Origin of the sequence: uncultured Chitinibacter sp. (genome assembly GCF_945957625.1) — a bacterium.
Lineage (GTDB): Bacteria > Pseudomonadota > Gammaproteobacteria > Burkholderiales > Chitinibacteraceae > Chitinibacter > Chitinibacter tainanensis.
In genome coordinates this window covers 1-26,795 of record NZ_CAMFLP010000016.1, presented here as the reverse complement: position 1 = coordinate 26,795, position 26,795 = coordinate 1, and the positions used below count along the sequence as shown (strand labels likewise).

At 53.6% G+C, this 26,795-nt stretch carries 26 protein-coding genes and 2 pseudogenes; 11 read left to right on the top strand and 17 right to left on the bottom strand.

Annotation, left to right across the window (positions count from 1 at the left end):
* Positions 1-46 precede the first annotated feature (46 nt).
* Both lnt and QV747_RS14780 read left to right on the top strand, forming a co-directional pair.
* A complete protein-coding gene (lnt, locus tag QV747_RS14785) occupies positions 47-1,546 on the top strand; it encodes an apolipoprotein N-acyltransferase (protein ID WP_273432614.1) in 1,500 nt (499 codons plus the stop codon).
* A 132-nt stretch (positions 1,547-1,678) separates the two neighbouring features.
* Positions 1,679-2,542, top strand: a complete 864-nt coding sequence (locus tag QV747_RS14780; RefSeq protein ID WP_047397014.1) for a hypothetical protein — start codon at positions 1,679-1,681, stop codon at positions 2,540-2,542.
* Positions 2,543-2,696: 154 nt separating this feature from the next.
* Here the strand turns inward: QV747_RS14780 and QV747_RS14775 are convergent, their stop codons facing one another.
* Genes QV747_RS14775 through QV747_RS14765 form a run of 3 tightly spaced genes read right to left on the bottom strand, consistent with a single transcriptional unit; the run spans position 2,697 to position 4,134 of the window.
* Positions 2,697-3,236, bottom strand: coding sequence for an RDD family protein (locus QV747_RS14775; protein WP_273432616.1), 540 nt, complete (start codon positions 3,234-3,236; stop codon positions 2,697-2,699).
* Between the two features lie 26 nt (positions 3,237-3,262).
* Positions 3,263-3,574: a hypothetical protein gene (locus QV747_RS14770; RefSeq protein ID WP_273432618.1), complete on the bottom strand. Its 312-nt coding sequence runs from the start codon at positions 3,572-3,574 to the stop codon at positions 3,263-3,265.
* A complete protein-coding gene (locus QV747_RS14765) occupies positions 3,571-4,134 on the bottom strand; it encodes an RNA polymerase sigma factor (RefSeq protein ID WP_273432620.1) in 564 nt (187 codons plus the stop codon). The genes QV747_RS14770 and QV747_RS14765 overlap by 4 nt, the downstream gene beginning before the upstream one ends.
* A gap of 412 nt (positions 4,135-4,546) precedes the next feature.
* Here QV747_RS14765 and ilvB point away from each other — a divergent pair, with 412 nt between their 5' ends.
* From ilvB to ilvC, 3 genes are all read left to right on the top strand, one after another.
* Complete coding sequence (ilvB, locus tag QV747_RS14760) at positions 4,547-6,307, top strand: biosynthetic-type acetolactate synthase large subunit (RefSeq protein WP_028449661.1); 1,761 nt, start codon at positions 4,547-4,549, stop codon at positions 6,305-6,307.
* A 13-nt stretch (positions 6,308-6,320) separates the two neighbouring features.
* A complete protein-coding gene (ilvN, locus tag QV747_RS14755) occupies positions 6,321-6,812 on the top strand; it encodes an acetolactate synthase small subunit (protein WP_028449662.1) in 492 nt (163 codons plus the stop codon).
* A gap of 166 nt (positions 6,813-6,978) precedes the next feature.
* Positions 6,979-7,995: a ketol-acid reductoisomerase gene (gene ilvC / locus QV747_RS14750; RefSeq protein WP_273432650.1), complete on the top strand. Its 1,017-nt coding sequence runs from the start codon at positions 6,979-6,981 to the stop codon at positions 7,993-7,995.
* Positions 7,996-8,245: 250 nt separating this feature from the next.
* Here the strand turns inward: ilvC and QV747_RS14745 are convergent, their stop codons facing one another.
* Together QV747_RS14745 and asd are read right to left on the bottom strand one after the other, a co-directional pair.
* Entirely contained in the window at positions 8,246-9,016 is a 771-nt protein-coding gene (locus QV747_RS14745) for an ABC transporter substrate-binding protein (protein WP_273432623.1), read from the bottom strand.
* An 86-nt stretch (positions 9,017-9,102) separates the two neighbouring features.
* A complete protein-coding gene (gene asd / locus QV747_RS14740) occupies positions 9,103-9,942 on the bottom strand; it encodes an archaetidylserine decarboxylase (protein WP_273432625.1) in 840 nt (279 codons plus the stop codon).
* A gap of 150 nt (positions 9,943-10,092) precedes the next feature.
* Between asd and pssA the strand changes: the two genes are divergently transcribed.
* Positions 10,093-10,854: a CDP-diacylglycerol--serine O-phosphatidyltransferase gene (pssA, locus tag QV747_RS14735; RefSeq protein ID WP_028449666.1), complete on the top strand. Its 762-nt coding sequence runs from the start codon at positions 10,093-10,095 to the stop codon at positions 10,852-10,854.
* 130 nt (positions 10,855-10,984) lie between these two features.
* On the top strand, positions 10,985-12,778 hold the full coding sequence (locus QV747_RS14730) for a 2-isopropylmalate synthase (RefSeq protein ID WP_273432627.1): 1,794 nt from the start codon (positions 10,985-10,987) through the stop codon (positions 12,776-12,778).
* 189 nt (positions 12,779-12,967) lie between these two features.
* On the opposite strand, the gene QV747_RS14725 is transcribed toward QV747_RS14730, so the two are convergent.
* On the bottom strand, positions 12,968-13,360 hold the full coding sequence (locus tag QV747_RS14725) for a DUF2069 domain-containing protein (RefSeq protein WP_273432629.1): 393 nt from the start codon (positions 13,358-13,360) through the stop codon (positions 12,968-12,970).
* Positions 13,357-13,971, bottom strand: coding sequence for an NAD(P)H:quinone oxidoreductase (gene wrbA / locus QV747_RS14720; RefSeq protein ID WP_273432631.1), 615 nt, complete (start codon positions 13,969-13,971; stop codon positions 13,357-13,359). Before wrbA ends, QV747_RS14725 begins: the two co-directional genes overlap by 4 nt.
* A 44-nt stretch (positions 13,972-14,015) precedes the next feature.
* Between wrbA and QV747_RS14715 the strand changes: the two genes are divergently transcribed.
* Complete coding sequence (locus QV747_RS14715; RefSeq protein ID WP_273432633.1) at positions 14,016-15,257, top strand: YihY family inner membrane protein; 1,242 nt, start codon at positions 14,016-14,018, stop codon at positions 15,255-15,257.
* On the opposite strand, the gene aroB is transcribed toward QV747_RS14715, so the two are convergent.
* Genes aroB through QV747_RS14680 form a run of 7 tightly spaced genes read right to left on the bottom strand, consistent with a single transcriptional unit; the run spans position 15,191 to position 21,789 of the window.
* Entirely contained in the window at positions 15,191-16,279 is a 1,089-nt protein-coding gene (gene aroB / locus QV747_RS14710) for a 3-dehydroquinate synthase (protein WP_273432635.1), read from the bottom strand. The two genes, QV747_RS14715 and aroB, sit on opposite strands and share 67 nt — an antisense overlap.
* Positions 16,276-16,806, bottom strand: a complete 531-nt coding sequence (locus QV747_RS14705; protein WP_273432637.1) for a shikimate kinase — start codon at positions 16,804-16,806, stop codon at positions 16,276-16,278. Before QV747_RS14705 ends, aroB begins: the two co-directional genes overlap by 4 nt.
* A gap of 51 nt (positions 16,807-16,857) precedes the next feature.
* Positions 16,858-18,942, bottom strand: a complete 2,085-nt coding sequence (gene pilQ, locus QV747_RS14700; protein ID WP_273432639.1) for a type IV pilus secretin PilQ — start codon at positions 18,940-18,942, stop codon at positions 16,858-16,860.
* Positions 18,939-19,472 (bottom strand): pilus assembly protein PilP, encoded by a 534-nt coding sequence (locus QV747_RS14695; protein ID WP_034619280.1) that lies wholly within the window; start codon positions 19,470-19,472, stop codon positions 18,939-18,941. The genes pilQ and QV747_RS14695 overlap by 4 nt, the downstream gene beginning before the upstream one ends.
* 12 nt (positions 19,473-19,484) lie before the next feature.
* Positions 19,485-20,126, bottom strand: coding sequence for a type 4a pilus biogenesis protein PilO (locus tag QV747_RS14690; RefSeq protein WP_273432642.1), 642 nt, complete (start codon positions 20,124-20,126; stop codon positions 19,485-19,487).
* Entirely contained in the window at positions 20,126-20,719 is a 594-nt protein-coding gene (locus QV747_RS14685; RefSeq protein ID WP_028449675.1) for a PilN domain-containing protein, read from the bottom strand. Before QV747_RS14685 ends, QV747_RS14690 begins: the two co-directional genes overlap by 1 nt.
* Positions 20,716-21,789, bottom strand: a complete 1,074-nt coding sequence (locus QV747_RS14680; protein WP_081986740.1) for a pilus assembly protein PilM — start codon at positions 21,787-21,789, stop codon at positions 20,716-20,718. The genes QV747_RS14685 and QV747_RS14680 overlap by 4 nt, the downstream gene beginning before the upstream one ends.
* Before the next feature lie 156 nt (positions 21,790-21,945).
* On the opposite strand from QV747_RS14680, the gene QV747_RS14675 reads away from it, so the two are divergent.
* Positions 21,946-24,261: a penicillin-binding protein 1A gene (locus tag QV747_RS14675; protein ID WP_273432645.1), complete on the top strand. Its 2,316-nt coding sequence runs from the start codon at positions 21,946-21,948 to the stop codon at positions 24,259-24,261.
* Entirely contained in the window at positions 24,261-24,623 is a 363-nt protein-coding gene (locus QV747_RS14670; RefSeq protein WP_273432647.1) for a flagellar brake protein, read from the top strand. Before QV747_RS14675 ends, QV747_RS14670 begins: the two co-directional genes overlap by 1 nt.
* 42 nt (positions 24,624-24,665) lie before the next feature.
* On the opposite strand, the gene QV747_RS16660 is transcribed toward QV747_RS14670, so the two are convergent.
* Positions 24,666-24,923 carry a transposase gene (locus tag QV747_RS16660; protein WP_373317325.1) on the bottom strand — a complete coding sequence of 86 codons (258 nt, stop codon included), beginning with the start codon at positions 24,921-24,923 and terminating at the stop codon, positions 24,666-24,668.
* Between QV747_RS16660 and QV747_RS14665 the strand changes: the two are divergent.
* Positions 24,900-25,106, top strand: a pseudogene (locus QV747_RS14665) (DDE-type integrase/transposase/recombinase); the annotation flags it as partial. The gene QV747_RS16660 and the pseudogene QV747_RS14665 sit on opposite strands and share 24 nt — an antisense overlap.
* 18 nt (positions 25,107-25,124) lie before the next feature.
* On the opposite strand, the pseudogene QV747_RS14660 reads toward QV747_RS14665, so the two are convergent.
* A pseudogene (locus QV747_RS14660) lies at positions 25,125-25,529 on the bottom strand (IS3 family transposase); the annotation flags it as partial.
* Between the two features lies 1 nt (position 25,530).
* Positions 25,531-26,651, bottom strand: a protein-coding gene (locus tag QV747_RS14655) for an IS3 family transposase (RefSeq protein ID WP_273432648.1) whose coding sequence is annotated in 2 segments (ribosomal slippage) — positions 25,531-26,393 and positions 26,393-26,651 — 1,122 coding nt in all. Because the reading frame shifts where the segments join, the coding sequence is not laid out codon by codon here.
* Between the last annotated feature and the right edge of the window lie 144 nt (positions 26,652-26,795).

Genomic DNA, 26,795 nt, shown 5'->3' with positions numbered 1-26,795 from the left:
TGCGGGCTGATCGTTGATCAGCCCGTTTTTATTGCCGAAGCTCACCATGCGCTGTTTTCCTGCCCGCCCCCTCTGGGCCGTTCCGTTCTTATTACTCGCTGGCGCGCTCAGTGTCGCCGGCTTTGCCCCGCTGGGGCAATTCTGGCTGCTGCCGCTTAGCCTGATGGCGTGGCTGCTGGGCATCCAGCATGCCGGTAGTACCCGGCAAGCGCTGGGCTATGGCTTGAGCTGGGGTCTGGGGTATTTTCTGGCGAACGCCAGCTGGGTTTATATCAGCCTACATACCCACGGGGGTATGCCAGTCTGGATGGCGGCGTTCTGCACCTTTGGCTTTGCACTGTTTCTCGCGCTGTTTCCCATGCTGGCAGCCGGGCTAGCCTGGCGCTGGCCCGCTGGCAAAGCACTCAAACTCGCCCTGATTGCCCCTACGCTGTTTGTACTAAGCGAATGGATACGCGGCTGGATTTTTACTGGTTTTCCGTGGGCCTCGCTGGGCGGCTCGCAATTGGCGACGCTGGGCGGGTTTTATCCGCTGATCGGCAGCTATGGCGTGGGCTGGCTGCTGGCGATCGCCAGCGGGCTCGTGCTGGCGGAACTGCGCTTGGGGGCCAGCCTGGTATTTGCGCTACTCAGCACCAGCGCCCTGCTGCAACAGATTCAGTGGACGCAGCCCACCGGCGCGCCGCTGCGAGTCAGCCTCTTGCAGGGCAATATCCCGCAATCGATGAAATGGAGCCAGGCCGCGTATCTGGATAGCCTGAATATTTATCGCGATCTCACCCAGCAAAGCCAAGGCCAGTTGATTGTGTTTCCGGAAACCGCCATTCCGGCGTTTTTCGGGGCGATTCCCGATTGGTATCTGGATGATTTACGCGCGCTGGCGCGCCAGCGCCAAGCCAGTATTATTTTTGGTACCGCCACCAGCAGCGCCGACGGGCAGCAACACTTTAATGCCGCAGTTGATCTGGCCCAGCCTACGCGCACGCCTTATGCCAAATATCATCTGGTGCCGTTTGGCGAGTATATTCCGGCGCGCGAGCTGTTTGGGGTGTTTTATCGCTACCTGAATATGCCGCTGGTGGGGCTCTCGCCAGGCGCCCCCGTGCAGCCACCATTTGCGCTGCAAGGCGGCCAGATCGCCGCCAATATCTGCTACGAAGATGCGTTTGGCAACGAAATCCGCCGCAATGCCATCAATGCCACGCTGCTGGTCAACCTCACCAATATGGCCTGGTTTGATGGCTCGTGGGCGGCGGAGCAGCACGCCGAAATGGCCCGCGCCCGCGCGCTGGAAAACGGCCGCTATCTGATCCGCGCCACCAACACCGGTAAAACCGCGATTATCAATCCGCGCGGCGAGCTGGTGAGCAGTCTACCCGCACAAACCCGCGGCGTACTCAATGGCACTGTGCGCCATCAGATCGGCACCACGCCCTATCAGCGCTGGGGCGATACGCCGGTCATTGTGGGCTGGGCGCTGGCGCTACTTGCCTTGGCGCTTTATACATACCGCCAGCGGTATCGGCCTAGAAAGCAGGCGATCTAGGCCCTACAACGACATACCCCTGCAACACCAAGCTATGCCTGTTGCATGAATCTTGCACCGCCCAGCGCTAGCGCGGCCAGCCAGCGCCAGTTCGGAGTAAGATCTAGGCAGAACATTCACTAGGATGGCGAGATGCTGGGGCGCTGGGTAATTTCTGCACTATTGCTGCTGTGTGCGGCACTGGCCACGGCCAACCCCGTGGTGGTGCGCATGCGCCCGCCGCAAGGCAGCGCCGACACCAGCCACGCCTACTTCATTGGCCTCGCCCAACTGGCCTTGGACAAAACCGCCAGCCAAGGCCCGGCGCGGATTCAGCTGATCCGTGCAGACATGTCGCAAAACCGCGCACTACTGGAGCTCAGCCAGGGCGATGTCATTGATCTGGATTGGGCCGGTACCGATCGCGAGCGCGAGCAAATGCTGCGCCCGATTCGCATCCCGCTGCTGGGGGGCTTACTGGGCTATCGCGCACTGGTGATCCGCAAAGCGGATAAAGCCCGCTTTGACCGGATCAAGAGCGTTCAAGAGCTGGCCAAACTCACCGGCATTCAGGGCGCCCAGTGGCCCGACACGGCGATTTTGCGCCATGCGGGGCTCAAGCTCGAAACCCCGCCGCGCTTTGAAATGATGTACCCGATGCTACTGAATCGCCGCGCCGATTATTTCCCGCGCGGGCTCAACGAGGTGTACGCCGAAGTGGCGGGGCTCAAGCGCAGTGAGCTGATGATCTACGATCAGCTCTTGCTGGTGTATAAACTGCCGATGTATTTTTTCACCGCCAAACGCAATGAAGCCTTGGCGAAGCGGATTGAGCAAGGCCTGCGGCTCGCGGTGGACGATGGTAGCTTGCTGGAATACATGAAAAACCACCCGGTAACCGCACCGGTGTTTCCGCTGAGCAAATATCGCACCGCACGCAAACTGCAGCTCACCAACCCGAACCTGCCCGCAGAAACCCCGCTGCACGACAGCAGCCTGTGGCTGAAAATCGAGTGACGCGCTGAGCATACGCAGCATCAACCTCAGCACTTGCCACGTGGCCAGTCACGCAGCCACACCATGTCATCCGCGAGCGGCATAAAAAAACAAACCGCCCGTAGGCGGTTGCAGATTAAAATATCAAACCCACTCGCGAAGCGCAGCTTCCGGCTTACTTTTTACTGGGTGAATTCACGATCCGGGTTTTCGCCAGCCGATCATGCAATAACTGGCCGTCGGCATCACAACGGGCTGTAATCCACGGCACGCAAAACCAAATACTGCCCAGCCACGCCAGCCAATGGTATTGCGGGTAATAAATCGCCAGCACCCACAGCGGCAACAGCGGCGCATAAAAAGCTGTGGCCACCGCAAAGCGAATACTGGCCTGCCGCCAGCTTAACTCGCCCGTGAGTGGGGCCACGCGCATCCGCCAAGTCATCATCGCCAGCGTTTGCCCGCGCGTCCAACACCAACCAAAGTAGGCATAACACACCGCAAGCACCCATACCCCGTTGAGTATGCGCGCCCATAGCGCATCAGATAAGTGCTCTGGCGTGATACCCAGCAAAAGCTGCATCAACCCCTGAAAGACGCCCTCGGCAATCAGCAAGACCGCCGCCAACAGCAGCAGCTCATAAATAAAGGCCACCAGTCGGCGGCCCCAGGCAGCAGCGCCTAAATGCGCTTCAAAATGCTCATCCGGTTTCAAGTGCAAACTCCGACCGCGGTGCGGCCTTAAACATCATCCAAACTATCGTACAACACTTCGTCCACCAGCTGCTGTGTCAGTTCCAGATTACTGGCCGGGCGCAGCGGCGTTTGCTGCTGCCACCACACGGCCGCCAACACCAGTCCAAGTACCAGCGCCGCGCCAGCCAGCGGATGCCGCCCTGCCCAACTCAGCACCGCGCCATGCGCCGCCACGGCGGGTTGTTGCGCTTGCCGGCGCGCCTGCGCCAGCGCCGCTTGCACGCGCGTCTGGGGTTGCGCCGAGCGCAAGGCCGCACTTAAGCGCGCGCCAATTTGATCGGGGGTTTGCTGATTCATAGTGTGACTCCTTGCTCGCGCAGCCACGCGGCCAAAGTGTGGCAGGCCCGCGAGCAGTGCGTTTTTACACTGCCCGCCGAACATCCCATCACCGCCGCCGTTTCGGCTACATCCAGCTCTTCCCAATAACGCAGCAGAAAGGCTTCCCGTTGACGCGCCGGCAAGCGCGCCAAGCCTGCTTCGATGAGTGCAATATGCTGTTTGCTATTGAGCCAGCTGGCCGCATCGGCCCGCTCATCAACGGCGCCGGGCAAATACTCCAGCGGATCAGATTCGTCCGTATCTTGCGGGCCGCCGCCCAGAGCCGAAAACAGCGTCTGCCACAGATTGCGTACCCGCGTGCGCCGCTGGGCATCGCGAATGGTGTTTTGCAAAATTCGCTGAAACAGCAAAGGCCATTCAGTGGCGGGTTTGTCGGCGTAATGGCTGGCGAGTTTAAACATCGCATCCTGCACCACATCCAGCGCCGCCTGCTCATCACGCAGGGCGATCCAGGCTTGCCGCCAGGCCCGTTGCTCGACCTCACGCAAAAAGGCATCCAGCGTCACCGCAGAAGACAATTGGTTTCCTTTTGTAAAGCGCAGCGAAATATCGCAGCAAAAACAAGGGCATTGATACTAGCAAACCCCAATAGAAACGGCCAGAAAAACTTGCCAACGCCGCCGCCATCGGGTAACTTTAGAGGCCTACACCAAGTCACACCCCGCTGCCCGATGACGTTAAGCGTTGCGAGCAGCACCGGATCGCTTGCGCCAATGCATCAAGCTCGTATCTCAAACAGGCCAAAAGCCTGTATTCTGGCGCCAAAGCTCGGTATAAATGAGGCTTTGCTGGCCGACTGCGTAAGCCGTCTGGCTGCACTGACCCGCCCCGCGGATGAATACGCACGCCTGTGCGTGAGGGGTATCGCTCCCATGGCGAGCGGATTGCCGCAGAACATGACCGATCAACATTGACTCAGGACGAAAACCGATGGAAATTTCGGGCGCAGAAATTCTGGCGCGGTGTCTGGCAGAAGAAAACGTAGAGTTCGTTTTCGGCTACCCGGGCGGCGCGGTTTTGGAAATCTATGATGCGATTTTCAAACAAGACAAATTCAAACACGTGCTGGTGCGTCACGAGCAAGCTGCCGTTCACGCAGCCGACGCTTACTCACGTTCTTCTCACAAAATCGGTGTCGCCCTGGTGACTTCCGGCCCTGGCGCCACCAACGCCATTACCGGCATTGCCACCGCCTATATGGATTCGATTCCGATGGTGGTGATTTCCGGCCAGGTGGGCACGCCTATGATCGGCTCGGATGCCTTCCAGGAAGTCGACATGGTCGGCTGTTCACGCCCGATCGTGAAACACAATTTCTTGGTGAAAGATGTCAAAGACATCGCGCCAACCGTGAAAAAAGCCTTCCATATCGCCACCACTGGCCGGCCAGGCCCGGTTGTGATCGATATTCCGAAGGACATCACCATTCACAAAGCGGTATTCGAATACCCGAAATCGGTTTCGATTCGCAGCTACAATCCGCCGACCAAAGGCCACCCAGGGCAGATCAAAAAAGCCGCCCAAATGCTGGCCGAAGCCAAACGCCCCTTCATCTACGTGGGTGGTGGTGCGGTGCTGGGCAATGCCTCAGCCGAAGTCACCGAGCTGGTACGCCTGCTGAATGTACCGTGTACCAATACCCTGATGGGCTTGGGCGCCTACCCTGGCACCGATGATAAATTCGTCGGCATGCTGGGTATGCACGGCACCTACGAAGCCAATATGGCCATGCAATACGCCGACACGATCATTGCGATCGGCGCGCGTTTTGATGACCGCGTGATTTCATCGCCAGCGCACTTTGCATCGCAAGCCAAGCGCATCGTGCACATCGATATCGATCCATCCTCGATCGCTAAACGCGTGAAAGTCGATGTACCGATCGTGGGTGATGTAAAAGAAGTACTGAAAGACCTGATCGCCGTACTGAAAGAAGGCAATCTGCGCCCGAACGAGAAAGCCCTGAGCGCATGGTGGGATCAGATCAACGATTGGCGCAAACCTAACAGCCTGTGGTACGAGCCGCACGACACCATCATCAAGCCACAGTTTGTGATTCAGAAACTGTGTGAAGTGACCGGTGGCGATGCGATCATTACCTCGGACGTAGGCCAGCACCAGATGTTTGCCGCGCAATACTACAAATTTAACCGCCCACGCCAGTGGATTAACTCGGGCGGCTTGGGCACGATGGGCTTTGGCCTGCCAGCCGCGATGGGCGCGCAATTGGCCAACCCCGATGCAACCGTGGCCTGCGTGACTGGCGAAGCGTCAATCCAGATGAATATTCAGGAATTGTCGACCTGCAAGCAGTACCACACGCCAGTGAAAATCATTAACCTGAACAACGGTTATCTGGGCATGGTGCGCCAGTGGCAAGAGTTCTTCTACGGCACGCGCTATTCCGAGTCGTATGTGGATGCCCTGCCCGACTTTGTGAAACTGGCCGAAGCCTATGGCCACGTTGGTATGCGTATCGATAAGCCAAGCGACGTGGAAGGCGCGCTGCGCGAAGCCTTTGCCCTGAAAGAGCGCCTGGTGTTTATGGATTTCCTGACCGATCAGAAAACCAACGTATTCCCGATGGTGCAAAACGGTAAGGGCCTGAGCCAGATGGATCTGCCACCGCATATGCAAAACATGCAGCTGGTGCCTTTTGAAAACAACCGTGACTACGGCAACCTGTGCTAAGGAGAGATGAAGCATGCGTCACATTTTGTCTGTCCTGATTGAAAATGAAGCCGGCGCCCTGTCGCGCGTTACCGGGCTGTTTTCGGCCCGCGGTTACAATATTGACTCGCTAACGGTGCAAACCACCGAAGATCCCACCATGAGCCGGATGACGATTGTTACCCACGGCTCGGAAGATGTGATCGAGCAAATCACCAAGCAGCTCAACAAGCTGATCGAGGTGGTAAAAGTGATCGACCTGAACGAGGCTGATCACATCGAGCGCGAACTGATGCTGATCAAAGTACGCGCCACCGGCAAAGATCGCGAAGAAATGAAACGGATGGCGGATATCTTCCGCGGCCGCATCATCGATGTCACCGAAAAAAGCTACACCATCGAATTGACCGGCACGGGTGAAAAACTCGACGCCTTTATCAAGGCGCTGGATCAGTCGGTGATTCTGGAAACCGTGCGCACCGGCGCCTCCGGCATTGGTCGCGGCGAACGCATTCTAAAACTATAAGCAGGGTATATGCCTGTAGAGCACCACAGGCAAGACCTGCAGAGCAATACCCATAAGCAGCCAACCACAAGTTTTCACGCCAGACAAAGCAACGAGGCGCGGGAACTTTGGGTTTAACACTGACAAGCATTATCTAATACTAAGCAAAGGAAGCATCATCATGGCATTGAACGTTTACTACGATAAAGACACCAACCCAGAAATCATCAAAGGCAAAAAAGTAGCCATCATTGGTTACGGCTCACAAGGCCACGCCCACGCTTGTAATCTGAAAGATTCAGGCGTTGATGTGACTGTTGGTCTGCGCGCTGGCTCAGCCACTGTAAAAAAAGCTGAAGCCCACGGCCTGAAAGTAACCGACGTTAAAACTGCAGTGGCCGGCGCTGACGTAGTAATGATCCTGACTCCGGACGAGTTCCAGTCAAAACTGTACAAAGAAGAAATCGAGCCAAACATCAAGCAAGGCGCGACTCTGGCCTTCGCTCACGGCTTCGCGATTCACTACAACCAAGTTGTGCCACGCAAAGACCTCGACGTCATCATGATCGCGCCGAAAGCACCAGGCCACACTGTACGTTCAGAATTCGTACGCGGCGGCGGCGTACCTGACCTGATCGCGATCTTCCAAGACGCGACTGGCAAAGCCAAAGACGTGGCATTGTCTTACGCCTGGGGCGTGGGCGGCGGCCGCACTGGTATCATCGAAACCACCTTCAAAGACGAAACTGAAACTGACCTGTTCGGCGAACAAGCCGTACTGTGTGGTGGCGCGGTTGAACTGGTGAAAATGGGCTTCGAAACCTTGGTTGAAGCCGGCTACGCACCAGAAATGGCGTACTTCGAGTGTCTGCACGAGCTAAAACTGATCGTTGACCTGATGTTCGAAGGCGGTATCGCGAACATGAACTACTCGATCTCTAACAATGCTGAATACGGTGAATACGTCACTGGCCCACGCGTGATCAACGAAGAATCTCGCAAAGCGATGCGTCAAGCGCTGAAAGACATCCAAACTGGTGAATACGCTAAGCAATTCATCCTGGAAGGCCAAACTAACTACGCTTCAATGACTGCAGCGCGTCGTAACAACGCAGCGCATGGCATCGAAGTAGTAGGCGGCAAACTGCGCGCGATGATGCCTTGGATTCAAGCGAACAAGATCGTTGACCAATCTAAAAACTAATTTCGTCGCTGCAATACGCTAGGGGCAAGGCAATAAAATGTCTTCGCTGCGGCGCTCGCGTACTTCACGTACACGTCGCCCCTAGCTTCGCGCCCCAGCGTATTTCGCAAACGAAATCGTAGTTGATAAAAAAACCGGCTAAACGCCGGTTTTTTTATATCGCAAGATTCTTGGGTGAGACTCAAGTCAGTCCACTAACACTACAGAGCTGCACATACCCGCCCAAGTATTACCACCAAAGCAAAGCCAATCAATTATTAGCCGACAATACCCCTAGATAGCGATCATGAATTCGCTGCCATTGCCCGCTGCGCTGCAAGCGTTCAATCCCGCGATCCACCACCGCCTTCACCGGCACCGCCTCAGCTAGGCGTTTGCTGATCAACACATGAAAAGCGCGCGTGGGCACAATTGGGTCGGGCACATAGGCGAGCTCGCGCCAATCCAGCAAGCCTTGCTGCGCCATCATCCGTACCACTTCGACCTGCTCCAGCGCCAAATGAAACCGCCCGGCTTGCAGCATACGCAGCAGCATTTCGCGGTCGCGCGCGCTGGTGTCGATGCGCACCAGGCCCTGATACTGGTCATAGTTAAAACCCAGCACGCCCCCCAGACGAAAGCCTTGCATGCTATCACGGTCGGTAACTCGGGGCGGAATGCGGAAACGGTCTTTACGGTAAAACAGTGCCAGATGGGTTTCGTAGAGCTCATCACTATAGAGCGCGTATTGCGCGCGGTCGCTGCGATAAGACGCATTGGGCACCAGATCAACCTGCCCGGCTTCCAGCTCTGCCAGGCAGCGGCGCCACGGGCGGATCACGTGCTCGGGGCGAATGCCGGCATGCCAGAGGATGTCGGTGAGCATCTCGACGGCAATCCCGCGCACCGCGCCGTTGTCTTCAATCATCAGATACGGCGGCTTTTCACCCTCTTCCCAGCACACGCGCAAGCTGCTGGGCAGCGCCATTGCCGTGGCGGCCAAACCCAGCCAGCAACAGACGGCAACAAAGATGCGGCGCATGTGGTGTTCTCCAGGATCAGATCAATATACCCAAATCAGTATAGCCCCAGAAAGCACCACAGATATTACACTGCGGCAAATACCCCTTATGCTGCCATCATTTCGCCCAATCGTACCGGCCGCGCAGCCACCCAGTCGGGCGCGAAGGCTGGCGTGCCCGGCTGAAAGAGCAACACGACGGTCGAACCAAGCAGGAAACGGCCCATTTCTTCGCCTTTTTCCAGCACGATTTGCTGGTCGAGATAGCTCTTGCGCCATACCGCATTGGCCCGTGGCGGATTCACCACGCCATGCCAGACGGTAGCCATACTGCCCACGATGGTGGCCCCCACCAGCACCAGCGCAAACGATCCGAATTCGGAATCAAACATGCACACCACCCGCTCATTGCGCGCAAACAGCGCATCAACGCCACGGGCAGTCGCCGGATTAACCGAATACAGCTCGCCGGGCACATAAATCATCTCGGTTAGCCGCCCACGGCATGGCATATGGATACGGTGATAATCTTTGGGGCTGAGATAAATGGTGGCAAACTGGCCATCGCGAAAAGGCGCGGCCAACGCGGCATCCCCGCCGAGCAAGGCCGTGGCGGTGTATTGCCTGCCCTTGGCCTGAAAAATCTGTTCTTGCTCGATTTTGCCCAGCTGGCTAATCGCGCCATCCACCGGACACACCAGCGGCACAGAGTCTATCGGCCGGGCGCCGGCTTTGAGTGGCCGAGTAAAAAATTCGTTGAAAGTGGCGTAGCTGGCGGGATCGGGATTGGCCGCTTCCGCCATGTTGACCTGATACTTGGCGATAAACGACTTGATCACTTGCGTGGTCAGGCTACCAGCCTGCCGGCCGGCCAGATTACCCAGCAACTCGGTGAGGAGACGTTTGGGTAAAACGTGTTGAAGCGCTACAAACAAACGATCTGACACCACAGCCCCTTAGCCGCAACGGCCTCTATCAATCAAAGCGGCAATTATACCGCAGCCACCCCGCCCCACGCAGACAAACCCTGTCAGCCCGCCTGCGGCTCGGTTACAATCGACCATCCCGCTAGTAGGCCGACCGCCGAGGTTAGAGCAATGCAACAAAAACCCGCGCTGAATCTGCGCCGCCAAAGTATTTACCTGCTTCCCAATTTATTCACGCTGGCTGCTTTGTTTGGTGGCTTTTATGCCATCGTACAGGCGATGAACGGCAAATTTGAGCAAGCCGCGTTGGCGATTTTCGCCGCCATGATCCTTGATGGCCTGGATGGGCGCGTGGCCCGCATGACGCACACCCAATCCGAATTTGGCGCGCAATTCGATAGCCTATCCGACATGGTGTCGTTTGGCGTGGCGCCAGCGCTAGTGATGTATGAATGGGCACTCTCACCCTTTGGCAAATTTGGCTGGGCGGTTGCCTTTATCTACTGCGCCGGTGCGGCGCTGCGCCTGGCCCGCTTCAATACCAATATTCAGGTGGTGGATAAACGTTTTTTCCAGGGCCTACCTAGCCCGGCGGCGGCGGCCCTGGTGGCAGGGCTGGTGTGGATCAATATCGAATACCACGATGATTTACTGCATCTGGCCGAGCTCATGCCGTATGCCGCACTGCTATTTACGCTGTTTGCCGGTCTGACCATGGTATCGAATGTGCCCTTTTGGAGCTTTAAAGAGCTACATATGCGCAAAACCGTGCCGTTTATGTCGCTGCTGATTGCCACCCTCGTGCTGGTGATCGGCGCCTCACGCCCGGCGCTGGTGTTGTTTAGTTTCTTCATTTGCTACGCAGCCTCAGGCTATCTGTACTGGCTGTGGCGCTTTATCATCAAGCCTCGCACCAAGCAAAATCAGACATAATGTCTAATTTTTAATTTAAAGTCGAACCACGTGGCGCCAAAATCACATTGGCGCCATTTTTTTGCGCAAAATATTTGACTCAATGTCGAACAAATCGTACTCTAAACACATCAACGCGGAGAAACACCCCATGTCATTGGACATTGAACGTCTAATCGCCGATTTCGGCGGCCCGAGCAACCTGGCCGAAGCTCTGAATGCCATGTTTCCGGATGACCCGGTGTCCCGCGCTGCAATTTATAAATGGCGTGAACGCGGCAGCTTGCCCCTCACCCAAGTGGACAAGCTGGCTCAATTGGCTACCCGCCAAGGCCGCACTTTGAATATCCAGCACTATATGCGCAGCACATCCGCTGCCTCATTCAGTCAACAGGAGCACACCATGAGTAATACCCGTTTGGTTATTTTTGACACCACCTTGCGCGATGGCGAACAGTCGCCCGGCGCCTCAATGACCAAAGAAGAAAAAATCCGGATTGCTCGCCAGCTGGAAAAACTCGGCGTGGATGTGATTGAAGCCGGCTTTGCCGCCGCCAGCCCTGGTGATTTTGATGCCATCAAAACCATCGCCGGCATTATCGAAAACAGCACCGTCTGTTCGCTCGCTCGCGCCAACGAGCGGGATGTACGTGCAGCCGGCGAAGCCATCAAAGACGCCAAACGCGGCCGGATTCATACCTTTATTGCCACCAGCCCGATTCATATGCAGCACAAATTGCGCATGGAACCGGATCAAGTGGTTGAAGCCGCCGTTAAGGCGGTGAAAATTGCCCGCGAATACACCACGGATGTGGAGTTTTCCGCGGAAGACGCATTGCGCTCAGACATCGACTTTCTGGCCCGCATTTTTGGTGCCGTCATCGAAGCCGGCGCCACCACCTTGAACGTACCGGATACCGTGGGTTATGCCGTACCACAAAAAACCGAAGCGTTTTTCCGCGAGCTGATAGCGAAAACGCCGGGTGGCGATAAAGTGATCTGGTCAGCGCACTGTCACAATGATTTGGGCATGGCGGTAGCCAATTCACTGGCCGCCGTCTTGGGTGGTGCGCGCCAAGTGGAATGCACGATTAACGGTCTGGGCGAGCGCGCCGGTAATGCCGCGATGGAAGAAATCGTGATGGCCACCCGCACCCGCAAAGACATCTTCGGCGTGGAAACCCGCATCGATACCACGCAAATTGTGCCGACCAGCAAATTGGTCTCCACGATCACCGGCTATCCGGTACAACCGAACAAAGCGATTGTCGGCGCCAATGCGTTTGCGCATGAATCCGGCATTCACCAAGATGGCGTGCTGAAACATCGCGAAACCTACGAAATCATGAGCGCCGAATCAGTGGGCTGGAGCACCAACCGCCTTACACTGGGCAAATTGTCGGGCCGCAATGCCTTCCGCACCAAGCTGCAGGAATTGGGCATCGAGATCGCCAGCGAAGAAGCACTGAACGCCGCCTTCGCGCGCTTTAAAGAATTGGCGGATAAAAAGCGCGAAATTTTCGACGAAGATTTGCATGCCTTAGTATCTGACGAGCTGATCTCGATCGAGCAAGAGCACTTCAAGCTGGTGTCACTGAAAGTGGTCTCAGAAACCGGTGAAACACCGCAGGCCGAGCTGGTAATGACCGAGGCGGGCCAAGAGCGTCGCGCCTTGGCGCATGGCGATGGCACGGTGGATGCGACCTTCAAAGCCATCGAATCGCTGATCAACAGCGGCGCCGAATTGCAGTTGTATTCAGTGAATGCCATCACGGCCGGCACCGACAGCCAAGGTGAAGTTACGGTTCGCCTGGCCAAAGATGGCCGGATCGTGAATGGCCAAGGCGCGGATACCGACATTATTGTTGCCAGCGCGAAAGCCTATATTTCTGCGCTGAATAAAATTAATAACAACGCCGAGCGCGTGCACCCGCAACCAGTTTAAGGGCTACGCCCCACAGGTTTGCCACAACGGGAACGAAATGATGTACCCGATCATTTCGTGAAACCAAGGCCATAAGCCCGCCGTTTCACACTCAAAGCTGACTTGACCCGAGCCAGCCCTAGGTCGCCCACCGCAAAAACAAAGCCCCGCCTGATCGGCGGGGCTTTTATTTGCTTCGATTTAATTTGCTTAGGAGGCAGATTGCTGCTCGGCATACTGCGCCAATAGACTTGGGCGCGAATATTTGGCGTACAAGTTAGCGCTCGCATAACTCACCACGGCCAACACCACCTGCAACAGCGCCAAAACCTGGCCCAGCCCCTGCTCGGCATACGCCCGCATAATTCCTTCCAGCAACCACAGCAGCACAAACATGGTGTACCACTGAAAGGTGTAACGCCGGCCATGCAAGAGACCGCGCAGTGGCAGCAACATAATCAGCGCCTTCGCCGCCAACCATGACCCCCCGGGGTATAGCGGTGAAAGCCATAGCTCCCATAGCATGGTGAGCAATACCATGGCCAGTACACAAGCAACCGTGAGCCACTGCCAGATTGGCAACTGCTTGGGTGATAAACTCATGCCGCCCCCTGCATCAGCTGGCGAGCCACTTCGGCCAGCCGCTTGCCCTGCGCAATACACAGTTGGCGCTCCGCCTCAGAGATCGGCTGGCTGGAATCCGTACCCGCCCAATGACTAGGGCCATAAGGGGTGCCGCCGGTAGTGGTCGAGAGCAAGGCGCTTTCTGAATAAGGCGTACCAACGATCAACATGCCGTGATGTAACAGCGGCAACATCATGGTGATCAGCGTGGATTCATTGCCGCCATGCAAGGTACCAGAGCTGGTAAACACCGACGCGGGCTTGCCAATCAAGGTGCCTTGCAGCCATTCGGCGATGGTGGAATCCCAAAAATACTTCATCGGTGCAGCCATATTGCCAAACCGGGTCGGGCTACCCACGGCAATACCGACGCATTCTTGTAAATCGGCGAGCTCTACATAGGGCGCCCCAGCTGCGGGAATAGCCGACTCTGTCGCTTCACAGACGGTAGAAATGCGGGGCACGGTACGCAAACGCGCCTGCATGCCCGGCACGCTATCGATACCACGGGCAATCAGCTGCGCCATTTGCCGCGTGGCACCATGCGTGGAGTAATACAAGACCAGAATATCGCTCATGATCGGGCTCATAGAAAGTTTGCGGTATTATAAAGGGATTCTGTCGGTATAAAGTGATGATGACTGCTTCCAGCCCCCTGCCCCTGTGGCGCCGAGTTTTGGGTTTTAGCCGCTTTGTTGGCCAGCGCCTCGTGGCTGATCGCTGCCTGAATACCGCGGGCAGCCTTACCTACACCAGCCTACTGGCTTTAGTACCGCTATTTACGATTGCACTGACGGTGATCTCGGCCTTCCCGATGTTCAGCGGGCTGAGTAGCCGTTTTCGTGGTTTTATCATTTCCAATCTGGTTCCCGATGCCGCCGGCAAAGTCGTGGGTGTGTATATGCGGCAATTTGCCGACAACGCCGATCGCCTCACGGCCTTCGGGATGATTGGTTTGCTGGCCACCGCGATCTTGTTGATGACCACGATTGAAAAATCGGTGAACGACATTTGGCGCGTTCGGCGGCAACGCAAGCTATTGCCGCGCACGCTAACCTACTGGGCCACCCTAACCCTGGCGCCATTACTGATCGGCTTAAGCCTTTCACTCACCAATTGGATTTCGAATCAGGCTGGGGGCTTTGCCAGTGGTTTTGATTTCAGCTTGATCAAAATCGGGCCGCCACTCTTGGTGTTCTGCTCGCTGACGCTGCTGTACATGGCCCTGCCCAATTGCTTCGTACCGCGCCATCACGCCACGACTGCAGCACTGATCACCACAGCACTACTGGAGGTCATGAAATGGCTGTTTGCACTGTACTTGAAACAATTTGGCACGTACAAACTCGTCTATGGCGCTTTCGCCAGCTTTCCGATCTTTTTGCTGTGGCTGTATGTCTGCTGGGTGATCGTCCTGACGGGGGCAGTGATTTCTGCGACGCTCTCCTACTGGCACAATGATGGTTGGCAATGGAGCCAGCACCATGGCACCCGCTTTGAGCAAGCGATGAGTATTTTGGCCGAGTTAGCCAAGGCGCATACGAATTCTTATATTCTGCACATCGATGAACTGCGCAAACGGGTGGGATTAGGCGTCGATGCGACGCAAAACCTGCTCGACCAAATGGCCGAAAAAGGCTGGGTGGAATCCAACCGCGATGGGCAATGGTTTTTGGCTGGTAGTGCCGCCAATATCGGGCTGGATCAGGTATTCGAGCTGATCGTTAGCCCGCTCAGCACCGAAGAAAAAAGCGGCCTGACCTTGCCGCTCGACAAGGCCAAAGCCGCTTTAGCGATTTCACTGGCCGATTATTTAGCTGCGCAGCCCGCTGCCAACGCGGCATCAATTGCAGATTCTGGCAGCTCGCCAATATAAGCTTCACCCAGCTGGCGTAGCAGAATGAATTTGATCTTGCCAGCATCTACTTTCTTATCTTGCGCCATTAGGGCCTTATAGCGCGCGGCGCCAAGATCAGGGGCCACCACTGGTAAACCGGCAGCCAAGAGTAGGTTTGTCACGCGGGCAACATCTGCGGCCGCCAGCTGCCCCAGCGCTTGCGAAGCATGTGCAGCCAACACCATCCCTGCGGCAACCGCTTCACCATGCAACCAAGCGCCATACCCTAAGCCCGCTTCAATAGCATGCCCAAAGGTATGGCCAAGATTCAGCAATGCCCGCTGACCGGTTTCTTTTTCATCAGCGGCGACAATTCGCGCTTTGTTCAAACAGCAGCGTTCGATGGCATAAGCCAAGAGATCGTCCTGCCGCGCCATCACGCCCTGAATATTCGCCTCAAGCCAGAGCAAAAACTCAGGGTCATCAATAAACGCGTACTTAATTACCTCGGCCATACCGGCGCTAAATTCGCGATCCGGCAAGGTGCTTAAAGTGTCCAAATCGGCCAACACAAGCTTGGGCTGATAAAAAGCGCCAATCATGTTTTTACCCAGCGGATGATTGATCGCCGTCTTGCCACCCACGGAAGAATCAACCTGCGCGAGCAAGGTGGTCGGGATTTGAATGAAGGGGACGCCGCGCTGATAAATTGCAGCAGCAAAGCCAGTCATATCGCCAATCACCCCACCACCAAGGGCGATTAAGGAGGTTTTCCGCTCCGCACGCTCGGTGAGTAGCGCATCCATAATTTGATTTAGCGATTCCCAGGTTTTGTATTGCTCACCATCGGGAAGAATGATGGCCTGTACTGTGACGCCCTTGGCTTCTAGCACTTGTTTTAACTGCGGCAAATAAAGTGGCGCAACAGTCTCATTGCTAACAATCGCTACCCGCGGCTGCGCAAGCTGAGCCACAATCAATTCGGCTTGGGCGAGCAATCCACGACCAATGTGGATGTTGTATGGGGCGTGAGCAATATCTACCGGCACAATGTGGGTCATTGGTTCTTTTCCAGTTCTTTAATCAGTAGTTGCAGCAGTGAATTGACACTTTGGTTGCTAGTGTCGATAACCAGATCGGCCACTTCACGATAAAGAGGATCACGGATAGCAAACAGCTCGGCTAAGCGTGCTTTGGGATCGGCGGTCTGCAGTAAAGGCCGGTTTTTATCGTGGCAGGTGCGTTGATATAGTTCGTCAGGCGATGCGCAGAGGTAAATCACATAACCATTACGCCGCAGACATGCCCGGTTGTCCGGATTGAGTACCGCACCACCGCCGGTGGCCAGCACGATATTCTGCAGCCGGGTGAGTTCAGCAATCGCTTCAGCCTCGCGCGCACGAAAACCCGCCTCGCCTTCAAGTTCGAAAATCGTCGGGATACGGGCACCGGTTCTAGCCTCGATTTCATGATCAGAATCATGAAAAGTTTTGCCACTCGCCTTCGCTAAGGCTCGCCCCACGGTTGTTTTGCCGGCCCCCATGAGGCCGACCAAAAAAAAATTGCCTGGCATTTTCATACCAGGCATTTTACTTGAATCACTGCTGCTAGGCGATGATCTACACCGCCTACGCAACAATTAGCGCAGCGTCAGATCTGACTGTAGTACCCGTGGAGTCAAGAAGATCAGTAACTCACGCTTTTGAGTACTTTGTGCACGATTTTTGAAGAGATTGCCCACTACAGGGATATCCCCCAGCATTGGTACCTGAGTTACGGTGTTGGTCGTATCTTCGATGTAGATACCGCCGATAACAACCGTGCCACCATTCTCCACCAAAACCTTAGTCTTAATTTGCTTGGTATTGATGGCTGGACCGCTGAGGGTATTCTCACCGCGGCTGTCTTTATTCACAGCCACATCCATGAACACATTGCCATCAGGCGTGATTTGAGGCGTCACTTTCAAAGACAGGGTTGCCTTCTTGAAGGACACAGTCGATGCACCATTCTGTGAAGACTCAGAGTAAGGAATCTCTTGACCATCTTCAATCACTGCCTCTACTTGATCTGCAGTGACTAGGCGCGGACTAGAAACAATCTTTCCCTTGCCGTCTTGTTCCAGTGCACTCAGCTCCAAACCGAGCAAGCCATCAGAACCCGCTACCATCATGGCGATCGAAGCTGGATTGAAACCACCAATTGCTGCAGCAGGAAGGCTAACTTGGGGCGTATTCCCAGCTAAGGCTGGGCCAGGATAACTTTCACCTCCAGTCGTTTTATAGTCTTTCGTAGTCAAGCCACCCGCCGCTCCATAATCTTTCTTCATGTACAGGCCATGAAACTTCACCCCCAAGTTGCGGCTAAAACCATCTTCAGCCTCAACGATGCGCGCTTCAATCATGACTTGCCGCACAGGAATGTCTGTCTTCGCAATCAATTCACGAATCTGCTCCAGTTTGGATGGAATATCCTGCACAATCACCTGATTAGTACGCGGTACGATAACAGCACTACCCCGAGGAGAAAGCAATTTTTGCTTATCGTCAGTAAGTACCGTTTTCATCTCATCGGCTTTGGTATATTTCAGCGAGAAATATTCTGTACGGGTAGGTTCGAGCTCGGCTATTTGCTTTTTAGCTTCCAGCTCTTGCTTCTCTTTAGATGCTAGCTCATCACGTGGTGCAATCCACATTACGTTGCCAGATTTGCGCTGATCCAGACCTTTGGCTTGCAAGATAATATCCAGGGCTTGATCCCATGGCACATCTTTAAGCCGCAGAGTGAGTGCGCCATTCACCGTATCGCTGGTGATAATGTTCATGCCGGTGAATTCGGCAATCACTTGCAGCACGGTACGAATCTCAACGTTCTGGAAATTAAGTGAGAGTTTCTCGCCCTTATAATTTGGCTTGCTTTGCGCTGATTTTTTAGCGTCACTGGTATCGCGTACCTCAACAACAAAGCGATTTTCAGTTTGATAGGCCGAATACTCCCAAGTACCTTTTGGCTCAATCAGCATTTTCACTGTCTCGCCTTGGCTAAAGGTATCTACACGCTGGATCGGGGTACCGAAGTCCGCCACATCCAAACTTCGCTCCAACGTTTTGGGCAAACCCACTTTAGAAAATTCAACCAGTAGTTTTTTGCCTTGTTGGCGAATATCAATCCCGACATTTGAGCTGGATAAATCAATAATCACTTTACCCTCGCCCGATGAACCGCGGCGAAAGTCAATATCCTGAATACCCTCACGTTTGCCCGTTGCTTTTGATTCGGCAAATTGAGTGCCCGCTCTCACTGGTGCAGCATCTTTTGCCGTGGTGGCACCAGCTGCCCCATCAACAGAAATTAGCAAGGCATTGCCATCAACTTTTGTTTCATAGGCGGCCGGTTTTTGCAAATTAAATACCAGCCGTGTTCGGCCAGTACCTTCGGCAATATTAATCAGGCGCAAGGCGGCGCCATTGACCTGCACTGAGCTTTTTCCCGCTTGATTCGCTGTATTGGCAAAGTCAAACGCTATCCGAGGAGGGGTATTGACTGAGAAGCTTGTGGGCGTAGGAGGTGTACCACTAAACATCACCTTAACAATCTGCTTTTCTGCACTGACATTACTCACTTCAATACCAGTAATATTTGCAGCCTCAGCTGCCAATGCCAGCGGAGTCCACAACAGCAGCGCAACCTTCGCGAAACCACCGAGAATTCTAGTTAAAGTCATTTTTTCTGCTCCGCGTCATCCAGACCCAAGGTTGTGGTGCGCTCAACCCAATCCCCACCACTATCTTCAACAATTTCTTTTAGGGTAATTTCGGTTTCAGTTACCTTGGTAACCATACCAAAATCCTGCCCCATGTAGCTTCCCGTTTTTACTCGGTAAAGATTACCATCCGGAGCCTTCACCAGAGCCTGAATAGTTTTGCCTTGTTGCAAGGTACCAACCATTCTTAATTTTTCCAGATCGTAGTTTTCAAGCACTTCTTTAGGACGATTCGTATTTGGAGCGATACCACCCGTCCCAGCTTTCTTTGCCAGCTCCATTTTACTTGGCCGAAATGGATCGGGCAGAGAAAATGCTTCATATGCAAAAGGCTGATAGGGCTTAACCTCCGGCAATGGCTCTACACGACCTCGCAAGCCCTCTGTTTGCTCTTGCATCCAAACTTTCAAGTCTGCATTCTCTTCAGAAAAACAACCACTAAGCAAAGTGCAGAAGGGAAGCAACAGGGCGATGGTTTTAAGTCTTAGCATGTTCTCGCCCTCTTATTGTCGATTCTTTTTACGGGCTTCAATTTCAGCCTGCCGAATTGCTTGTTGCTCTGCCTCGTCTAGCGCACGATAGGTTTTAACCGTTGCTTCCATGGACAAAAGACTGGGGTCTTTCGGCACTGAAAGTTTAATATCACTAAGAGTGACAATTCGCGATAGCTGCGCAACATCACTTACGAAAGCAGAGAGATCGTGATACGAGCCAGTAACCTTAATGTTGATTGGCATTTCTGCGAACTCTGCGGTTTTTACTTCAGAGCCAGGCTTGAACAATTCAAACATCAAGCCGCGGCCAACCCCTGCCTGATTAATTTCGGTCAGCAATGTTTCCATTTCAGACTTATTGGGTAGCTGCTTCAGCAACGCTCCAAATGCCTGCTGGATCTCAAGCAATTGTTGGCGATAAGCTTCAAGATTAATCGACTTTTTCTTTTTTTCGAGATATTGCTGCTTCAGCTGTTCTTCTTGCTGAACACCAGCATCCAGCTCATCAAATTGTGGCTGCCAAAAATAAAATACGCCCGCAGCAACAACGACTGCCACCAAGACAACCGCAGAAGTTAGCTGAACTACCAGCGGCCAGTTGCCAGCGTCTTTGGGATCTAGATTTTTGAAATCGTCTAACGTAACAGCCATTATTGCCCCCTAGCAACCGCAGGTTTTGACGCGACCATGGATGCGTCCAAAGAAGCACGGGTAACCTTAATGTTCAACGTAAATTCAGATAGACGCTGATTTCCAACACTTGCTGCTTTGGTTTCAATCAACAACGGCTGTTCGAACACTGGAGAATCATTGACGTTACGCATCAAAGTGGAAACCCGAGCATTTGATTGGGCCAAGCCATTCAAGGTCAGTTGCTCTCCCACTTGCTTAACATCTTTTAAGTACACGCCTTCAGGAACCTGCCGTGTCAATTGATCCATAATGTGAACGGTTTCCGTTCGATTGGATTGTAAGCGTTCAACAATCTGTTTGCGATCCAGAAGCGCCTGCTTCTCTGACTTTAGCTTTTCGATTTCTGCGATCTCTTTGTCGAGTTTGGCATTCTCAGCCGTCAGAAATTGATTCCGCTCATTCTGGGCCTCAATCTTAGTTGCTAACAAGAGGTAACCCGCGAGAACAATCGAACAAGCCGCAACAAATGAGAAACCGAGCAATGCAACATAACGCCGTTGCCTTGCCAGTCTTTTTTCCTCGCGATGAGGAAGTAAGTTAATACGTATCATGCAGGATCAAACCTCCGCATAGCCAAACCACACGCGATCAGGAGCGAAGGCGCATCTAATTGAATCTGTTTACCACGAACCTTGCCAGTAGACATACTAAAGAAGGGATTGGCCCGCATAGTACTTGCCACCTGAGTGCGGCTGGAAACTGCCTCATCCAAGCCATGAATCACGCTACACCCACCGGCCAGTAAAATATGATCAACTGTCGTGTAATTGCTTGATGTATAGAAGAACTGCAAAGAGCGAGATATCTCTAATGCCATCGTATCCATAAACGGCTGCAGCACATCAGGCTCATAATTATCTGGCAAGCCACCTTGACGCTTGGCAGATTCAGCTTCTTCAGATGACATATTGAATTTACGCTGAATCTCTTGGGTTAGCTGGTTACCCGCGTAGCCTTGATCCCGGCTATAAATCGACTGCCCATCTTTGAAGATATTCATGTGCATCGCTGTGGCGCCAATATCCACCACCGCCACAATTTGATTTTCACCACCATTCGGCAGCTGCGGACGCATTAACTCAAAAGCGGCCTGAGTTGCATAAGACTCAACATCTAGTACCACAGCCTTAAGCCCCGCATCTTCAATAGCAGCAACGCGCTCTTCCACCTTAGTCTTTTTAGCGGCCGCAATGAGAACTTCATCTTCGTCAGGATTGTTAGGGGCAGGACCGAGCACCTGAAAATCTAAATTCACTTCATCCAAAGAAAACGGAATGTACTGATTCGCTTCCGTTTCGACCTGCATCTCAAGATCCCGCTCACTCATTCCTGAAGCAACAAGGATCTTCTTGGTAATAACTGCCGATGCAGGCAAAGCCACAGCAACGTTCTTTACCTTGCTACCTAGTTGTTTCCAAGCACGCTGCACAGCCTCCGCAACAGCCTCTGGATTAGTGATGTTGCTATCCGTTACAGCATCTTTGGGCAAAGGCTCAATCACATAGCGATCTAGGCTAAAATTGCGCCCCGTCTGGCTCAGCTCTACCATCTTGACCGCAGAGGCACTGATGTCCACCCCGATAAGCGGGGGAGCTGATGGCTTTAAGAAATCGAGGTTCAACGCAATAATCCTCTTTTATATCATGCAAAAAATGCTAGCAGTGGGGCTAACTAAGTGTAAAGCTCACATTCTGCGGAAGATGCTTTTTGCAACAAACAGGTATTCGCAGTACATTACGCTTAAAACCAACTCTATAAACAAATACTCGTTATCGCAATGATCAAGAAAATATTTTTAAGCTTGTTGGCCGTAGCTGGCGGATTATCCCTGCTTGCAGCTGCGCTCGTTGTGATGGCGATTACAGTAACATACCCCAAGCTCCCATCCTTGGAGGCCCTCACGGACTACAAGCCTAAGGTCCCCTTGCGCATATACACTCAAGATAAGGTATTAATCGGTGAATTTGGCGAGGAACGCAGAGCTTTCACGCCAATTGATCAGGTTCCCAAGCAAATGATCAATGCGCTTCTGGCCGCGGAAGATGAGCGATTTTATCAACATGGCGGCATTGATTATTTAGGCGTACTTCGTGCAATTGCAGGTAATTTAATCTCCGGCCAAGCGAGATCTGGCGCCAGCACTATCACGATGCAGGTAGCTAGAAATTTTTATTTATCCAACGAAAAGACAATATCAAGAAAGTTCAACGAAGCACTATTATCGTTCAAAATTGAACACAATCTTTCAAAAGATCAAATTCTTGAGCTTTATATCAACCAAATTTACCTAGGACAGCGCGCTTACGGGTTTGCATCGGCGGCTCAAACATACTATGGCAAGCCGCTGAGTCAACTCAGTATTGCCCAATTTGCCATGCTGGCGGGCCTGCCGAAAGCACCTTCAGCGTATAACCCTGTCGTTAATCCTAAACGAGCAAAGCTACGTCAACTTTACGTGCTGCGCCGCATGCACGAATTACAAATGATCACGCCTGCGGAATATGAAGCCGCAAAAGTGGCCGAAATTCAAGTGCAGCGTGGCACTAATGCCTATCCAATTCACGCGGAATACGTTGCCGAAATGGTAAGGCAGATGATTCATGAGAAATATAATGACGCAGCGTACACCGATGGTTTTCAGGTTTACACCACGATCAATAGCCAACAACAGCAAGCAGCCTATGAGGCATTGCGTACGGGTCTGATCGACTATGACACGAGACACGGGTATCGCGGTCCTGAAGGGTTTGTCGACACCAACTTGCTCACGCCGGGCTCAGAAGACCTGCTAGATGAAGCCCTTGCCAACACTAAAGATGCTGATGAATTAAAAGTTGCAGTTGCAATCTCCGTTTCCAGCAAAGAAGTAATGGCCTATATCAAGGGTGAAGAGCGCATCTCCATAAAGGGCGACGGACTCAGATTTGCTAGATCAGCGCTATCCGAGAAAGCCCCGCCAGCCAATCGAATACGGCCCGGCGCGATCATTCGCGTGCGCGCAAGTGCCCAAGGCTGGACGATTGCACAGCTACCACAAGTTGAAGGCGCAATGGTGGCGCTCAACCCTGACAACGGCGCAATAACCGCGTTGGTCGGCGGCTTTGATTTTAATCGCAATAATTTTAACCACGTTACTCAGGCATGGCGCCAGCCAGGTTCTAGCTTTAAGCCATTTATTTACTCTGCCGCGCTTGAGCGTGGCGTAACCCCTTCCACGCAAATTAATGATGCACCACTCGTCATCGATCAATCAGATGCCAACGGGCAGCGCTGGGAACCTAAAAACTATGATGGTTCTTTTTCCGGCATGATGTCGGTACGGAAAGCTCTAACCCTTTCCAAGAACTTAGTCTCTATTCGAATTTTGCAAGCCATTGGGCCAGACTATGCTCAACAGCACATTACTCGCTTTGGCTTCCCCCCCAAAAATCACCCAGCCTACCTTACCATGGCGCTTGGTGCAGGTAGTGTCACGCCCTTACAAATGGCAGAAGGCTACGCCGTCTTTGCTAATACCGGTTTTCGGGTGCGGTCTTATTTCATTGATCGGATTGAAGACAGTCGCGGTAAAGTTCTTGCCAAAACCCAACCTGAAATCGCAGGACAAAACGCACCTCGTACACTGGATCCACGCAATGCCTTTATCATGTCCAGTATGATGGGTGATGTTATTAAAATGGGCACGGCAACCAAAGCCAAGGCCTTAGGGCGTAACGACCTTGCAGGTAAAACCGGCACCACCAATGATGCTTTTGATGCGTGGTTTGCTGGCTATAGCCCGAAATTGGTTGCAATTACCTGGATTGGCTTCGATCAACCTCGGAGTCTTGGGGCAAGAGAAACTGGCGGCGCTGCAGCGTTGCCAGTCTGGGTAAACTTCATGAGCAGCGCATTAAAAGACAGTCCTGAGCTAACCCGCCCGATTCCGGAAGGCATCATCACCAGAACGACAGAAACAGAGCGCGGACCTATTTCTGAGTACTATTTGCAAGAATTCCCCAACACCAATAGTGAATTAGGCTTGAGTGGTGGCGGCAATACAGACGAAGCCGGCGCACAGCCTCTCGGTGAAATCAAAGAGCTGCTTTTCTAATGACCCTTGATTCTCAACGTCGCAACCTATATCGAGCCAAGATCCCTCAGCAGATCAATGCACGCTGTATTTTGCAAACAACAACAGACACGATCGATGTTCGCATATCTGACATTAGCTTAAGTGGTGTGGGCTTTCTTGGGTTTTACCCCGAACTAGATCTCGCGATCGGTGATGTACTTACACAATGCCGGATTGAGCTGCCCGGCATCGGCTTTATTTCTTGCAGCCTTTGCCTCGCCTCCCAATCAGAGCAATTGCTCACGAATGGACTTAAATCTATTCGCTCAGGTTGGCAATTCATACAATTAACAGAGCAGCAAGAATCAAAGATACAACGCTTTATCTTCAGCATTGAGTGATGCACATTTCTGACCTACTCCCTACAAACCGAGCGGTCTGACTTAGAGATCTCGGGCTTCAAGGTGCACGAGCCGGAACTCGCTGGAAGTCCGGTCACCCAGCGAGCTATGCGGCCTAAACTCATTGTAATCCTGTCGCCAACGTTCGATCTTGTCACGGGCATCATGCAATGACAGAAACCAATGTACGTTCAGGCACTTATCCCGCAAGCTGCCATTAAACGACTCGATGAAGGGATTATCCGTGGGTTTTGCTGGTCGCTGTTGGCACGATAGTTTGCAGTAGCCGAACCCAACCAAGAGTGGTGTTGCGATGTGACCTATATCTGGGTTGGCAATCGGTGGGCTTATCTGGCTGTTGTGATGGATTTGTTCGCCAGAAAACCCATCGGCTGGGCAATGTCGCTCTCACCAGATAGCGATTTAACCTGCAAGGCGCTCAGCCATGCGTTCGAATCCCGAGGCAGGCCTAGATGGGTAATGTGAATCGCCCCAGGTTTCCTAGACACTTCCGAGCCGTTCGAAATACTGCTTTTCATACTCTATTGGCGACAGCCCATTATTGAAACTGTGGCGACGCTTGGGGTTGTAAAACATCTCAATATAGTTGAAGACATCACGACGGGCTTCTTCACGATCGCGGTAGGTTTGCCGCTTAATTCGCTCTCGCTTCAGTAATTGGAAGAAGCTCTCTGCGACTGCATTGTCATGGCAATTGCCACGTCGACTCATGCTCGGCTTCAAATTATGTGCGCGCAGTAAATCTTGCCAATCGTAGCTGCTAAATTGACTCCCTTGGTCTGAATGCACCAACACTTCCTGGTCCGGTTTGCGCCGCCAAACTGCCATCAATAACGCTTTGATGGCCAATTCGCGATCCATTCGTGCGCCCGACGCCCCCCCAATCTCAGTAGCACTCCGCTTTAGAGTCCAAGGCTAATTTACCTGATTTCTGCGCAAGTAACTTGGCGTAGGCTGCTGGCGTCAGGCCACCCAGCGCTTTCTTTGGTCTTTCGGTGTTGTATTCCCTTCGCCAGGCTTCGATGACAACCTGAGCATGGCGCAGGCTGGTGAACCAGTGTTCGTTCAGGCACTCGTCCCGGAAGCGCCCGTTGAACGATTCGATGTAAGCGTTCTGATTTGGTTTACCCGGCTCAATCAGGAAGAGCTGAACACCCCGAGCATGCGCCCAGGTGAGCATGGCACGGCTACAGAACTCCTTGCCGTTATCTGTCCTGATCGCTTTGGGCAAGCCGCGTGTCTGCGCCAGCTGATCAAGGGCACGCGTCAGGAGCACGCCGCTCATCGCCCGTTCCGGCACAATGGCCACCGCTTCGTGCGTGGCATCATCGACGATAGTCAGGCTCTTGATGACACGTCCCTCTGCGGTCCGGTCGAACACAAAATCCATCGACCAAACCTGATTGGCCGCCATCGGCCGCGCTAGCGGATGCCGTTCTGCGAGCGGCACTTTCTTGCGATTGCGCCGCCGAATCTGCAAACCTGCCTCGGCATAGAGCCGATCCACGCGCTTGTGATTCACCTGCATGCCTTGCTGCCGTAGTTTCAGGTAAATCATGCTGGCACCGTAGCGCCGGTGGCGCTGTGCCAGCGTGATGATTTTTTCCTTGAGTGTGGCATTACGGTCTGGCTGCGGCTGATAGCGGAAGGCGCTAGGGCTCATGCCCGCTACACGCAACGATCGGCGTTCACTCAGCCCCTTGCCCGACAAATAGCGCACCAGCTCCCGCCGTGACGGTGCGCTCACCATTTCTTTCGGAGGGCTTCCTTGGTGATCTCATTCTCGAGCATGGTCTCCGCCAGGAGCTTCTTGAGTCGTGCGTTCTCGGTTTCCAGCTCTTTGAGCCGCTTGGCCTCCGAGACATTCATGCCGCCAAACTTGCTGCGCCAGAGGTAGTAACTGGCCTCGGAGAAAGCGTGCTTGCGGCACAGCTCGGCGATGGGCATGCCGGCTTCGGCTTCTCGCAGGAAGCCAATGATCTGTTCTTCTGCGAATCGTTTCTTCATGTCCAACTCCTTGTCATGGTGGATTGGACTCTAAAGTCACGTGCTACTCAAGAAGGGGTGGACGTCGGGGGGGGGATTACCGTGTGGTCGAGAGAGAGGAGCATGGTACTGAGGGTTTCGCTTTGCTTTCGTTCTTCACCCCGC